Here is a 12,171-nt window from a genome sequence, read left to right as displayed (position 1 = left end):
TGCCCCGGATGGGTCAGGTGGTGCGGGGTGCTGCCGCGAGGGCGGCGCGGAGGCGGCCGTCGGACGCGGACAGGAGCGTGGCGGCGGTCGGACCGTCGACCTGGCCGAGGATGGCGAGGATCGCGTTCTTCACCTCGCCGTCGGTGGCGGCGAGCGCGGCTTCGATCTCCGCGTCGGAGGCGCCGGTGGCGAGGGAAACGATCCGGCGGGAGCGGGCGCGCAGCTTCTCGTTGGAGGCGCGGACGTCGACCATGAGGTTTCCGTACGTCTTGCCGAGTCGGATCATCGTGATCGTCGACAGCATGTTGAGGACGAGCTTCTGCGCCGTACCGGCCTTCAGGCGGGTCGAGCCGGTGAGGAGCTCCGGGCCGACGACGACCTCGATGGGGTGCTCGGCCGCGGCGCCGAGCGCCGAGTCCGCGTTGCAGGACAGGCCGATGGTCAGCGCCCCCTTGGCGCGGGCGTGTTCGACGGCCCCGATCGCGTACGGCGTACGGCCGGAGGCGGAGATGCCGACCACCGTGTCGTCCGGGGTGAGATCCAGTCCGTCGAGGTCGGCGGCGGCCAGCTCCTTGCTGTCCTCGGCGCCCTCGACCGCTGTGACCATCGCGGACGGGCCGCCCGCGATCAGACCGACCACCTCGGACGGGTCGGTGTTGAACGTGGGCGGGCACTCGCTGGCGTCCAGGACGCCGAGCCGGCCCGCGGTGCCCGCGCCCGCGTAGATCAGCCGGCCACCGCGGGCCATGCGTGCGGCGACCCCGTCGATCGCCGCGGCGATCTCGGGCAGCCGGGCGGCGACGGCGGAGGGGACGGACTGGTCCTCGCCGTTCATGATCCGGGCAATCTCCGGCGTGGCCAGCCGGTCGATCTCGGCGAGCTCGGGCCGGAACGCCTCGGTGGTGAGGGTGGCGAGTTCGGCGCGCAGCTCCCCGTACTCGGAGGGCTGATCGGGCGTCGCGGCGTTGGCGTCGGTGGTGGAGGTCATGGAGAGCGGCTCTGCTTTCTCGAACTTGTGGCTCGTACGGTTCAGCGGGTGCGGGGGGTGTGGCGGTGGGCCAGTGCCTCGTACGAGGCGGCGAGCGCCGGGGCTGCCGTCTCGTACGTCCGCTGGGCAACCCCTATGAACAGGCAGTCCACGACGAGGAGCTGGCTCGTCCGGCTCGACATGGCGGCGGGGCGCAGCTCGCTCTCGCGGGCGGTGGACGTGGTCAGCACGTGGTCCGCGTACTGCGTCACCGGGCCGTCGGGGCGGCCGGTGATCGCGATCGTCGTCGCGCCCCGGTCGAACGCCACCCGGAGCGGTTCGATCACGTCACCGGTGGAACCGGAGTGGGTGATCGCGATCGCCACATCGCCGGAGCGGAGCTGCACGGCGTTGGTGACAGCCAGGTGCGGGTCCATGTGTGCGTGCGCGATCAGGCCGATACGGAGCAGCTTCTGCCCCAGGTCCTGGGCGACGAGAGAGGAGGCGCCGACACCGTAGATGTCGATCCGGCGGGCGGTCGACGCGGCGGCGACGGCGGCACCGAGCTGTACCGTGTCGAGTCCGGCGGCCGTGTCCGCGAGGGTCTGCTGCTCGTCGAAGGCGAGCTTGGCGACCACGTCGGCGATCGGGTCGTCGACGGCTATGTCCGCCGTGACGGAAGGGGCGCGGCCGGACTGCTGGTGGGCGGCGAGCCCGGCGAGGGCGAGGCGCAGATCCCGGTAGCCGGGGTAGCCGAGGAGGCGGGCCGTGCGGACCACGGTCGCCTCGCTGGTACCGGTGAGCTCGGCGAGACCGGTGACCGTGAGGGCGGCGCAGCCGGCCGGGTCACCGGCTACGGCCTCGGCGACCCGCTGCATGGAGCGCGTCATGGAGGGCGCGAGCGTCCGCACCTTGGCCGCGAGTGCGGCCGGTGCCGGCGGCGCATCCCCGCTGAAACTTTCCTTCAGGTCATTGGTCACATTTGAAAGATATTTTCAACCCTGCGGTCCGTCAACCCCCTTCGGTCCCGACCTCTGACGGAACGGAGGACGGGACGGGTAACCGGACGCGGGACCTGTCCGCACTCGGGGTGACAATGGCTGCATGGAGCTGAACCGCCTGGAGCAGGCGCTGCACACCGCCCGCGCCCTGGTCATGGCCGATCTCGCCGCAGGCGGTGTCGCCGAGGCCGAGATCGTCTCGCTCGTCGAGGACGCGGTGACGCACCGGCGCTGGTGGGTCGAGCACTGGCCGGACGGCGTGGAATACGTCGTCGGCCTCGTCGCCCAGGACGTCCAGGACGCGCTGCTGGAGCGGTACGGCCGCTGGCCGCTCTGCCCCGTGTGCGACGCGGGCGACCCGCACGCCCTCGACGTCGAACCGGAGCTGGGCCCGGACCCGCGCTGGGTCTGCACCAAGGCGACCGTGATGGTGGCGCCCGTGGGCGCGCTGAGCGGAGTGCTGGGCCGGTGACGGTCTACATCGACCCGCCCGACTGGCCGGGCCACGGTCGGCTCTGGTCGCATCTGGTCAGCGACGTGTCCTTCGACGAACTGCACGCGTTCGCCGCCGCCATCGGCTGCCCGCCGCAGGCGTTCGAGCGGGACCACTACGACGTACCGGAAACGAGGTACGCGGACGCGGTGCGGGCCGGGGCCCGCGAGGTCGGCTCCAAGGAGCTCGTCCGCCGGCTCACGGAGGCGGGACTACGGCGCCCCAAGGGCCGCCGGGCGCCCGGCTGGGTGCCCGGCGGCTGAACCGACTGCCGAAGCCACCCCGCTCAGGCGGCGGAGGAGCTCCCCGCTTCCACGTCGACCGACGTCGGCGACGACATCGCGGCGGGCGACCCGGTCACCCGGCGCGACCTGCCTCCGCCGTGCAGTCGCAGCGAGAGCACCACGGCGACCAGTGCCAGGACCGTCATCGCCGCGCCCGCCCAGGCCGTCGCCTCGAAGCCGAAGTCCGCGTCGATCACTGTGCCGCCCAGCCAGGGGCCACCCGTGTTGCCCAGGTTGAAAGCGGCGGTCGTCGTCGCGCCCGCCAGGGTCGGGGCCGCGCCCGCGATGTTGAACATCCGGGCGTTCAGCGCCGGGGCCGTGTAGAACGCCGACAGACCCAGCAGGAACGCGAGCCCGACCGCCGCGACCTGGTTCGAGGCGAACAGCGCCAGCGCGACCAGGAAGACCGTCGAGGCCGCGATACCGCTCATCAGCACCCCGAAGAGGTGCGCGTCCGCGACCCGGCCGCCGATCGTCGTACCGACCAGCGCCCCGATCCCGAACAGCGCGAGAACCGTCGGTACCCACCCCGAATCCAGCCCGGCGACGTCCGTCAGCAACGGCGCCAGATAGCTGAACGCGCAGAAGACCCCGCCGGCCGCGAGCGCCGTGATCACGATCGACAGCCACACCTGCCGGTCGCGGTAGATGGACATCTCCCGCTTGAGCTGCGGCTTCTCCTCGGGGAGCGGGATGCGGGGGATGAGCGTCGCGACACCGACGAGCGCCACGGCGGACGCCGCGCCGACCGCCCAGAACGCCGACCGCCAGCCGAGGTTCTCACCGAGGAACGCCCCCAGCGGTACGCCGAGGACGTTCGCGATCGACAGCCCGCCGATCATCACGGCCATCGCTCTGGCCCGCGCGTTCACCGGCACCGTCGCGATGGCGACCGCCGCACCCACCGCCCAGAACCCGGCGCACGCGAAGGCGCTCACCACCCGGGAGGCGAAGAGCACCTCGTACGTCGGCGCGAGCGCACCCGCGACCTGCCCGAGGCCGAAGACCGAGATCAGTGTGATGAGGGTGGTGCGGCGCGGCAGCCGGAGCGTGGCCACGGCCAACAGGGGCGCGCCGATCACCATGCCGATGGCGAAGGCGGATATGAGGAGCCCGGCCCGGGGGATCGACACGTTCATGTCGTCGGCGATCGGTGGCAGCAGCCCCGAGAGCATGAACTCGCTCGTGCCGAGGGCGAAGACCGAGAGGCCCAGAATGTATACGGCCAGAGGCATGCGGGTACGGCGGCGAACGGCAGAGTCGGGCATGACAGCTGCCAACAGCGATCGTGACCGTTGCATTCCCGTATCTAGGTATCCCGTCGGCTGTCTCAACGGGTGAGCAGTTCCAGCTCCGTCAGCAGGTTCTGCCGGGCCCGCGGCTCCCACTCGGCGAACGCGTGCGGCGTACGGAACAGCCGCGGCAGTCCGAGCAGCTGCCGCAGGACGGCCGCACGCCCGCCCCGGAAGGCATCGTCGGGGACGAAGCCGTACTCGTCCCGCACCTGCGCCGCGTACGCCGCGTACTCCTTCGGGGCGGCCGCCAGGATGGCCAGGTCCGCGTCGCACAGCACCTGGCCGTTGGTGTCGCCGTCCGCGGGGTCATGGGTGACGGTGAGCCGGACCAGCCGGGCGACCTCGGCGGTGACGGAGTCCGGGGCACCGGCCTCGGGCAGGGCGCGCTCGGCGAGGGCGGCGCTGCGCTCCTCGTTCTCGGAGCGGTCCGGGCGGTACACCGCGTCGTGGAACCAGGCGGCGAGGCGGACCGCGTCCGCGTCGGCGGCGTGCCCGGCGAGGGTGTCGATGCGGTCGAGGACCGCCGTCAGATGGGCAGTGGTGTGGTAACGGCGCTGCGGTTCGGCCCAGCGGGCGAGCAGGTTGTCGGCGTACGGCAGCGGATCGGGGCCGGTCGCGCCCCCTCGTACGGCGACCAGGGCGTCGCTCCAGCGGGCGCGGAGCGCGTCCGCGGCGTCGGAGGAGGATCCGCTCTCGTGCGCGCTGTCGTCCGTCATACGCACGAGAGTAGATTCCCCCCGTCGTCCACGGCGAGCGGCGGGCAGGGCAGCCCTTGGGCGCGGGCACCGACGACCGGCTCAAACACTCCCGGTGGGTCCGCCCGGATCCAGCCGGATGCTGAGCTGGCTCCCGAGTTCCAGGAAGCCGAGCGCCCGCGCGACCTGGCGGGAGGCGGGAGGCCGGGCCCGCCACTGGGGCAGCAGACCTGCGGCGAGTGCGTGTGCCACTGCTGCGGAAGCCGTCTGCCGGGCCAGTCGGCGGCCTCGCCACCGCGGGTCGGTCAGCACACAGACATGCGCGGTCGAGACCGGCCACGCGCGGTATCCCGCCGCGGCCACCACGTCCGTTCCCTCGCGCACGACGAACGCAGGGGAGGTGATCTCCTCCAAGCCGCTCTCGTCCGCGTCCTCCGGTCCCGCCGACCGCACCAACTCACGAAGGCCGCGATGCCCGGGCGCGAGCTCCTCGACGGCGTGATGGGCCGGCGTGGGCCGGAAGCCGTCCCTCGCGACGTAGGCCAGCGTGGCCGGACCGAGTACCTCGGTCACGGGCAGCACGGCCGTGATCGCTTCGGGCCGAGTGAGCGAACCGGCCGGCACCGCAGCCAGCACACGGCGCACCACCTGTGCAGCACCCTCGGTGGGCACCGTGGCTATGGCCGCGCCGCCCAGCATCACGATGCCGGCCCACGACGGCGGGCACAGACCCGAACCGGGCGAAGCGACCACGGTCAAACCACCGGAGGGCGCGAACGTCACCGGAACGGCGGCCAACGTCTCCCACAGACCACGAGCACGGATCAGCAGCGGATCGACAGGCATGACCCGATCCTGTCACCCCGAGATCGTCGGGCGCCCGGGAAATCGACCTCCGCAGGCACGGCACATCGGATGCTGAAGCGACCTCGCGCTCACCGGAGAAACCCGTCCGAGAGTTCACGAGACGGTTCCCGGATCCGCCGGACCGGTCAGTGGCCGGGCGGGGTGTCCAGGGCCAGTGCGGCGAAGGTGGCCAGCCAGTGGTCCGTGCTGAAGTCACCGGAGGAGACCGAGGGCAGGCCGACGGCGAGATGAGCCTCGGCCGAAGCGGTCAGAGCGGCGTGGGCGGGGCCCTCGCCCAGCGCGTCGCCGATCGTACGGAGGGCCGCTGCCCGGCTCAGGGTGAGGCCCAGGAGGTGACCGATCTGCGGGTCCGCGTGGTCGGAGATCACGGGCGGGGTGAGCAGCGGAGAGTCCGTCAGCCCCGGCAGGAACCCGGCCAGCCAGGTCCGGAACTCGGCGACGGGAAGCACCCGGCGCATCGCGTCCGCCTCGGTCAGGGCGGGGGAGAGGAAGTCCTGCCCGGACGGCTCCCAGTGGGCGGGGGCGTCGTGGTCCTCGGCGAACCAGGTGCGCAGCCGGTCCGTCACCGCGTCGAGGACCGGGCGGGGCAGCCCGGCGCGCTCGCCCGCGTCCAGAACCATGCCGAGGCCGAAGGCGCTGTTGGGGTGGATCCCGTGCCGGATCGGGTAGGTCGCCTTGGGCAGCCAGACGGTGAGGAGTTCGCCGACCGTCTCCACGGCGGGGGCGAGGGCGTCGGCCCAGCGGTCGCCCTCGGGGGTTCCGAGCGCACGGCTTTCCGCCGCCAGCGCCACCAACCACGCCCAGCCGTAGGGGCGTTCGAAGTGCGGACGGTTGCGGAGATACGCCGCCTCGACGGCGAGGTTCTCCGGGGTGAGGTGGGAGTTCAGCACCTCGTGGACACGGGTGGTGACCGTGGCCGGGAGGTCGCCGGTGGCGGAGAAGCGGCGCAGCAGGCGGACGAGCAGCCAGTGCATGTGCACAGTGGAGTGCCAGTCGTACCCCCCGTAGAAGGCGGGGTGCAGGGTGCGGGGCGCGACCAGTTCCTCGGGGCCGGCGTACAGGTGGGCCGGGGCGTTGGGGTACTCGCGTACGACATTGGCGAGGGCCAGTTCCGCGAAGGGGACGGCGTACGCGGCAGGGAGCGCGGGGGACATCGGGGTCACTCCAGAGGGGTGGGTGAGCGGCTCGGGTCAAGGGGCGGCTCGGGTCGGGGCAGGGGTGGCTCGGGTCAGGGGCGGCGCGGGTCAGAAGGCGAAGAGGGCCATGATCGCAACGTTGCAGACCAGCAGGGCCGCCGCCGTGGGGAGCTGGGCCTTGATCGGGCCGTACTGGTCCTTGAGTTCGAGCAGAGCGGCGGGAACCAGGTTGAAGTTGGCGGCCATCGGGGTGACGAGGGTGCCGCAGAAGCCGCAGAGCATGCCGATCGCGAGGATCGCGGGCGCGTTGCCGTTCATCTGCTCGATGAGGACGGGCCAGCCGATCGCGGCGGTCATCACCGGGAACGCGGCGAAGGCATTGCCCATGACGATGGTGAACAGCGCCATGCCGCAGCAGTAGACGGCCACGGCCACGAACTTCTGGCCGTCCGGCAGCACCGCCTCGCTGATCCTTCCGACCTGCTCGCCGACGCCGGCGGACTGGAAGATCGAGCCGAGGACCGCGAGCAGCTGAGGCAGGATCAGCGCCCAGCCCATCGATTCGAGCATGTTGCGACCGGAGTGCAGCGGTACGGAGATCCTCCGCTCGCGCAGCAGCACCATGCCGACGATCAGTGCGGCGATGGCGCCGACGCCGAGGCCCAGGATGGTCTCGTACCCCGGTTCCAGGACCGGTTCGCCACCGATCTTCCAGTTCTTCACGAGCGTCGCGCAGATCATCGCGACGACGGGGATGGTGAGAGCCGGAAGAAACAGCTTGTTGCCGAGGCGGGCGGCCGAGGCTGCGCGCTTCTCGCGGGAAGGGGTGTGTGATGCGCCCTTGCCGGTCAGACCGCAGCCGCCCAGGACGATCAGGATCAGGACGGCGACGCCCAGCGGTTCGGCGGGGAGGGACTTGTCGACGACTCCGGTGGAGTAGAAGAACGCGGCGCCCAGCAGACCCCAGAACCCGGCCGATCCGAAGCGCTTGGGGTTGGTGCGGTCCCCGACCATCTGCGCGGCCATGACGAGGAACACCGCGCCGACCAGCCAGAAGAAGTACTCGGACTTGATCACTTGGCGTCCTCCGTCCGGAGCCCGGCGTGTGCCGTCATGTCGTTCTCGGCGGCGACGACGGCGAGTTCGCGCTCCAGCTGCCGGTCCAGGTTGAGCAGGCGGGCCCCGTGGATCAGGAAGGCGCAGATCGCGGAGGGGATCGCCCACAGAGCCAGATGCAAGGGTTCGAGGTGCTGGTCGTACGTGGAGTTCACGAAGCCGGTGATCAGCAGGATCGATCCGATGGCGATGAAGCAGTCCTCACCGAAGAACACGCCGATGGTGTCGGCGCCGGACGCGTGCGAGCGGACCTTCTCGCGCAGCTTCTGCGGCAGCGGACGGCCCGCCTTGGCCTCGGCCGCGGCCTCGGCCATCGGGGCGATCAGCGGCCGCACACTCTGCGCGGGGCCGCCGATGCTGGTGAGGCCGACGGAGGCGGTGAGCTGACGGATCAGCAGGTAGAGCGCCAGGAAGCGGCCGGTGGTCAGCCTGCCCAGTTTGCCGATGAGAGTACGGGCCTGCTCCTGGAGTCCGTACCGCTCGAGAAGCCCGATGACGGGCAGGGTGATGACGAAGACGGTCACGGAGCGCGCGGAGGCGAAGCTGTTGCCGAATGTGGCCAGCACCTCCTGCGGGGAGAGCTTGCCGAGCAGCCCTGTGACGATGCCTGCGACACCCACCACGAGGAGGGGGTTGCGGCGGGTGGCGAATCCGAGGATCACCACGAGCACGCCGAGGAGAACGATCACGCGTCGGCCTTCTTCCGCGCATGGACGTGCAGGCAGGCCTGCTCGGTCCTGATCAGATGGGGTGGTGCGCGAGACATTAAGCGATTGTTCAACAAACCCACAAGGGTGTGGGTTACATGGATCGAAATGTGCATGGTGGGGGCGTGGTGTGATCGGGCAGGCGGTGCGCGGTTCGCCCGATCCGGGCAATGACAGGCGCGAAATGCCCGTGATGTGCGGTTGTGGCTGGAGGGAGGTCCGACACGTGGGGTGAGGGATGGGGTTCGGTGGATGGCCAGGATTGTGGAACATCCGATGCGCCGCACGGGCCGACGCGGCACGAAGCGCGGGGCCGTGCGGAGCGGGGTTCCGGCGAGGCGGACGGTCCGGGCGGGGCTATCGCGCGGTCAGGCGCTCCGCGTACGCCTCCGCCAGCTGGCGCCGCGAGTCCTCCAGGTAGAAGGCCAGCATCCGCTCGGCGCCCGCCGCGTCGCCCTCGGCGAGTCTGTCCGCGATCTCCCTGTTCCGGGTGAGGTAGGGCTCGTGGAAGCGGCGCGGGTCGGCCATCACGTGGAAGGCCAGCCGCAGTTCGGCGAGGACGTTGCGCATCAGCTCGTCCGTGCGGGGACTGTTCGCGAGGCCGGTCAGGGCCTGATGGAAGCGGATGTTGGCGGTCGAGCAGACGGGCCAGTCGTCGGCCAGTGCCGCCTGCTCGCCCGTCGACACGGCGGCTTCGACGGCCGTCAGGTCGTACGGCGGTTCGCCCAGCGTCCGCAGGGCGGCGCACTCGACGAGCAGCCGGACCCGGTAGATGTCCACCAGGTCCTCGACGGCCAGGACGCGGACGAAGACACCCTTGTTGAGGCGGTGTTCCAGGAGGCGCTCGTGCGACAGCAGGCGGAACGCCTCGCGCAGGGTGTTCCGGGACACGGCGAGGGCGCCGCTGATGCTTTCCTCCGAGAGCCGGGTGCCCGGCGGGAAGTAGCCTTCGGTGATCCGGTCCCGCAGGACGGCGGCGACCCGCTCGGCGGTGCCGGACCGGGCCAGGGAGGCGCTGTCCGCCGCCAGTTCCGAGAGGTCCGGAGAAGTCCGGCCGCCCGCAGTCCCCGCCATGCCCCGTCCCCTGCCTGTTGCCGTGCGCGTCGTCAGGTGCGCACTCTGTGCCCAGTGAACCGTACCGGCATCCCGCTCTCCGAGCCGGGTCTTGTCAGATTGTTGAACAATCGCTAGCGTGCGCTCGTGATGGATCTGACGAACCCGGCGAGCCCGACGAACCCGATGGATCTCAACGCGGATCTCGGCGAAGGGTTCGGGCACTGGACCCTCACCGATGACGACGCGCTGCTCGACTGCGTCACCAGCGCCAATGTGGCCTGCGGCTTCCACGCGGGCGACGCCTCCGTGATGCGGCGGGTCTGCGACACCGCGGCCGCCAGGGGCGTACGGATCGGCGCCCAGGTCGCCTACCGCGACCTGGCCGGCTTCGGGCGTCGCTCCATGGATGTGCCACCCGCCGAACTCACCGCCGAGATCGCCTACCAGATCGGCGCCCTGCGGGTCTTCGCCGAAGCGGCCGGCTCCACGGTCGCGTACGTCAAACCGCACGGCGCCCTCTACAACCGCGCCGTCTGGGACGACGACCAGGCCGCGGCCGTGGTCGAGGGCGTCCGGCTGGCCGGCGGGGACCTGGCGGTCCTCGGACTCCCCGGTTCGCGCCTGCTCGCCCACGCCGGGGCCGCGGGTCTCACCGCCGTCGAGGAGGCCTTCGCCGACCGCGCGTACACCCCGCAGGGCACGCTGGTCCCGCGGAGCGAGCCCGGCGCCGTGGTGCACGACGAGGACGAAGTGGTACGCCGCAGTGTCGGGATGGCAGTGGGGCGGGGCGTCACCGGCGCGGACGGCAGCCGGATACCGGTCGCGGCACGCTCGCTGTGCGTCCACGGCGACACCCCGGGCGCGGCGGCGCTGGCGCGCAGGGTCAGAGCGGCGCTCGAAGAAGCGGGCGTGGCCGTGCGGGCATTCGCATGAGCGTGGGCGCGGGTGCCGGCGCCGCGCGTGCGGTCACGGCCGAACGGGGCGCCCCCGCAGGGCGGTCGCGCGACGCGCGTACGCCCGCGGCACGGGAGGCGAGCGCTCCGGACGGCGTCCGCGTTCTTCCCGCCGGGGCCGGGGCGCTGCTCGTCGAGCTGTCCTCCGGTGAGCACGCCGAGGCCTTCCACGCCGAGCTGCTGCGGCGTCGTGCACGCGGCGAGCTGCCCGCCGTACGCGAGATCGTTCCCGGTGCCCGGACCGTGCTGCTCGACGGCATCGCGGACCGCACCCCGGACGGCAGCGCGCGGCTCGCCCGGGAGCTCGTCTCCTGGCGGATACCGCCGCTGCGGCGTGACACCGGGGAAGCCGTCGAGATCCCCGTCGTCTACGACGGCCCGGACCTCGCCGACGTCGCGGCGGCCTGGGGCGTCACCGCTGCCGACGTGCCCCGCATCCACGCCGGGACCGAATTCCGCGTGGCCTTCTGCGGGTTCGCCCCCGGCTTCGGCTACCTCACCGGTCTCCCCGAGCACCGGCACACGCCACGCCGCGCGACGCCGCGCACCAGGGTTCCGGCCGGTGCGCTGGCCCTCGCGGGGGCGTACACCGGGGTGTACCCGCGCCCGTCGCCCGGCGGCTGGCAGATCATCGGGCGGATGCCCGAGCCGGGCGAACTGTGGAACCCGGCCCGTGAACCGGCCGCCCTGCTGAGCCCCGGGGCGCGGGTGCGGTTCGTCGCGACGGAGGTGCGGCCATGACCGGTGCCATCGAGGTGGTCAGGGCCGGAGCCCTGACCACCGTTCAGGACGCGGGCCGTATCGGCTGGGCGCACCTCGGGGTGCCGCGCGCCGGGGCCCTGGACGCCCCCTCCCGCCGCCTCGCCAACCGGCTGGCCGGAAACCCCGCGGACGCGGCACTGCTGGAGACGACCGCCACCGGCTGCGCGGTCCGCCCGGACCGGCCCGCGGTCGCCGTCGTCGGCGGTGCGCCCTGCCGGGTCACGGTCGACGGGCGGCCCGTGGCCTGGGGGACACCCGTGCACGTACCGGCGGGCGCGGTGCTGGACGCCGGCCCCGCGGTGCAGGGGCTGCGCAGCTATCTGGCGTTCGGGGGCGGCCTGTTGCCGGAACCGGTGCTGGGCAGCAGGTCCGCGGACCTGCTCTCCGGGCTCGGCCCGGCCCCCCTGCGTGACGGGGACGTACTGCCGCTGGGACACGGGCCGTCGAGGCCCGCGGCCCCCGACGCCGTGCCCTGGCCGGGCGCGCCCGCCGAACTCGTACTCCCCGTACGCCTCGGCCCCCGCCACACCTGGTTCACGGATGAGGCGCTGCGCACGCTCACCACGGCCACGTACCGGGTCTCGCCGCAGAGCAACCGGATCGGCCTGCGCACGGAGGGTCCGGCCCTGGCGCGCACCCACGAGGGCGAACTGCCCAGCGAGGGGATGGTGCTCGGCGCCGTTCAGGTGCCGCCGGACGGCCGCCCGGTGGTGTTCCTCAACGACCATCCGACGACCGGGGGCTACCCGGTCGTCGGTGTCGTGCACGAGACCGCACTCGCGGGGGCGGCACAGGCGGTGCCGGGAACCCGGGTGCGGTTCGTGAGCGCGGGCTGAGGG

General features: G+C 72.4%; 14 protein-coding genes. 5 read left to right on the top strand and 9 right to left on the bottom strand.

Annotated elements, in window-relative coordinates; translation table 11 throughout:
* Nucleotides 1-13: 13 nt before the first annotated feature.
* Nucleotides 14-988, bottom strand: a complete 975-nt coding sequence (gene murQ, locus ACFU6I_RS01415; RefSeq protein WP_384360148.1) for an N-acetylmuramic acid 6-phosphate etherase — start codon at nucleotides 986-988, stop codon at nucleotides 14-16.
* A 41-nt stretch (nucleotides 989-1,029) separates the two neighbouring features.
* Nucleotides 1,030-1,947, bottom strand: coding sequence for a MurR/RpiR family transcriptional regulator (locus tag ACFU6I_RS01410; protein WP_266983028.1), 918 nt, complete (start codon nucleotides 1,945-1,947; stop codon nucleotides 1,030-1,032).
* Nucleotides 1,948-2,071: 124 nt separating this feature from the next.
* Between ACFU6I_RS01410 and ACFU6I_RS01405 the strand changes: the two genes are divergently transcribed.
* Entirely contained in the window at nucleotides 2,072-2,440 is a 369-nt protein-coding gene (locus ACFU6I_RS01405) for a hypothetical protein (RefSeq protein ID WP_384360146.1), read from the top strand.
* Complete coding sequence (locus tag ACFU6I_RS01400; protein ID WP_345512263.1) at nucleotides 2,437-2,724, top strand: DUF4031 domain-containing protein; 288 nt, start codon at nucleotides 2,437-2,439, stop codon at nucleotides 2,722-2,724. Before ACFU6I_RS01405 ends, ACFU6I_RS01400 begins: the two co-directional genes overlap by 4 nt.
* A 23-nt stretch (nucleotides 2,725-2,747) precedes the next feature.
* Here ACFU6I_RS01400 and ACFU6I_RS01395 read toward each other — a convergent pair whose 3' ends face one another.
* From ACFU6I_RS01395 to ACFU6I_RS01365, 7 genes are all read right to left on the bottom strand, one after another.
* Nucleotides 2,748-3,980, bottom strand: coding sequence for a Cmx/CmrA family chloramphenicol efflux MFS transporter (locus ACFU6I_RS01395; protein ID WP_384360144.1), 1,233 nt, complete (start codon nucleotides 3,978-3,980; stop codon nucleotides 2,748-2,750).
* A 95-nt stretch (nucleotides 3,981-4,075) separates the two neighbouring features.
* Nucleotides 4,076-4,756 (bottom strand): hypothetical protein, encoded by a 681-nt coding sequence (locus ACFU6I_RS01390; protein WP_384360142.1) that lies wholly within the window; start codon nucleotides 4,754-4,756, stop codon nucleotides 4,076-4,078.
* 81 nt (nucleotides 4,757-4,837) lie between these two features.
* Entirely contained in the window at nucleotides 4,838-5,581 is a 744-nt protein-coding gene (locus ACFU6I_RS01385; protein WP_384360140.1) for a GNAT family N-acetyltransferase, read from the bottom strand.
* Between the two features lie 146 nt (nucleotides 5,582-5,727).
* A complete protein-coding gene (locus ACFU6I_RS01380) occupies nucleotides 5,728-6,756 on the bottom strand; it encodes a DUF2891 domain-containing protein (protein WP_384360138.1) in 1,029 nt (342 codons plus the stop codon).
* 90 nt (nucleotides 6,757-6,846) lie between these two features.
* Entirely contained in the window at nucleotides 6,847-7,815 is a 969-nt protein-coding gene (locus ACFU6I_RS01375; RefSeq protein WP_384360136.1) for a DUF979 domain-containing protein, read from the bottom strand.
* Nucleotides 7,812-8,543 (bottom strand): DUF969 domain-containing protein, encoded by a 732-nt coding sequence (locus ACFU6I_RS01370; RefSeq protein ID WP_384360134.1) that lies wholly within the window; start codon nucleotides 8,541-8,543, stop codon nucleotides 7,812-7,814. The genes ACFU6I_RS01375 and ACFU6I_RS01370 overlap by 4 nt, the downstream gene beginning before the upstream one ends.
* 375 nt (nucleotides 8,544-8,918) lie before the next feature.
* Nucleotides 8,919-9,635: a GntR family transcriptional regulator gene (locus ACFU6I_RS01365; RefSeq protein ID WP_384360132.1), complete on the bottom strand. Its 717-nt coding sequence runs from the start codon at nucleotides 9,633-9,635 to the stop codon at nucleotides 8,919-8,921.
* Between the two features lie 165 nt (nucleotides 9,636-9,800).
* On the opposite strand from ACFU6I_RS01365, the gene ACFU6I_RS01360 reads away from it, so the two are divergent.
* The 3 genes from ACFU6I_RS01360 to ACFU6I_RS01350 are packed head-to-tail and all read left to right on the top strand — an operon-like array spanning nucleotide 9,801 to nucleotide 12,168.
* On the top strand, nucleotides 9,801-10,550 hold the full coding sequence (locus ACFU6I_RS01360) for a LamB/YcsF family protein (protein WP_266990570.1): 750 nt from the start codon (nucleotides 9,801-9,803) through the stop codon (nucleotides 10,548-10,550).
* Nucleotides 10,547-11,311, top strand: coding sequence for an allophanate hydrolase subunit 1 (locus ACFU6I_RS01355; protein ID WP_384360130.1), 765 nt, complete (start codon nucleotides 10,547-10,549; stop codon nucleotides 11,309-11,311). The genes ACFU6I_RS01360 and ACFU6I_RS01355 overlap by 4 nt, the downstream gene beginning before the upstream one ends.
* Nucleotides 11,308-12,168, top strand: coding sequence for a biotin-dependent carboxyltransferase family protein (locus tag ACFU6I_RS01350; protein ID WP_384360128.1), 861 nt, complete (start codon nucleotides 11,308-11,310; stop codon nucleotides 12,166-12,168). The genes ACFU6I_RS01355 and ACFU6I_RS01350 overlap by 4 nt, the downstream gene beginning before the upstream one ends.
* Nucleotides 12,169-12,171: the final 3 nt, after the last annotated feature.

Source organism: Streptomyces sp. NPDC057486, from assembly GCF_042802415.1.
GTDB lineage: Bacteria > Actinomycetota > Actinomycetes > Streptomycetales > Streptomycetaceae > Streptomyces > Streptomyces yanii.
Note: the sequence above shows the minus strand (reverse complement) of the source record. Positions and strands in the feature narration are given on the sequence as shown.

What these genes read in the sequence shown, in the direction of transcription:
- ACFU6I_RS01365 (WP_384360132.1), bottom strand. Translation starts at nt 9,635, where the DNA reads ATGGCGGGGACTGCGGGCGGCCGGACTTCTCCGGACCTCTCGGAACTG.
- ACFU6I_RS01385 (WP_384360140.1), bottom strand. Translation starts at nt 5,581, where the DNA reads ATGCCTGTCGATCCGCTGCTGATCCGTGCTCGTGGTCTGTGGGAGACG.
- ACFU6I_RS01355 (WP_384360130.1), top strand. Translation starts at nt 10,547, where the DNA reads ATGAGCGTGGGCGCGGGTGCCGGCGCCGCGCGTGCGGTCACGGCCGAA.
- ACFU6I_RS01380 (WP_384360138.1), bottom strand. Translation starts at nt 6,756, where the DNA reads ATGTCCCCCGCGCTCCCTGCCGCGTACGCCGTCCCCTTCGCGGAACTG.
- murQ (WP_384360148.1), bottom strand. Translation starts at nt 988, where the DNA reads ATGACCTCCACCACCGACGCCAACGCCGCGACGCCCGATCAGCCCTCC.
- ACFU6I_RS01390 (WP_384360142.1), bottom strand. Translation starts at nt 4,756, where the DNA reads ATGACGGACGACAGCGCGCACGAGAGCGGATCCTCCTCCGACGCCGCG.
- ACFU6I_RS01405 (WP_384360146.1), top strand. Translation starts at nt 2,072, where the DNA reads ATGGAGCTGAACCGCCTGGAGCAGGCGCTGCACACCGCCCGCGCCCTG.
- ACFU6I_RS01360 (WP_266990570.1), top strand. Translation starts at nt 9,801, where the DNA reads ATGGATCTCAACGCGGATCTCGGCGAAGGGTTCGGGCACTGGACCCTC.
- ACFU6I_RS01395 (WP_384360144.1), bottom strand. Translation starts at nt 3,980, where the DNA reads ATGCCTCTGGCCGTATACATTCTGGGCCTCTCGGTCTTCGCCCTCGGC.
- ACFU6I_RS01350 (WP_384360128.1), top strand. Translation starts at nt 11,308, where the DNA reads ATGACCGGTGCCATCGAGGTGGTCAGGGCCGGAGCCCTGACCACCGTT.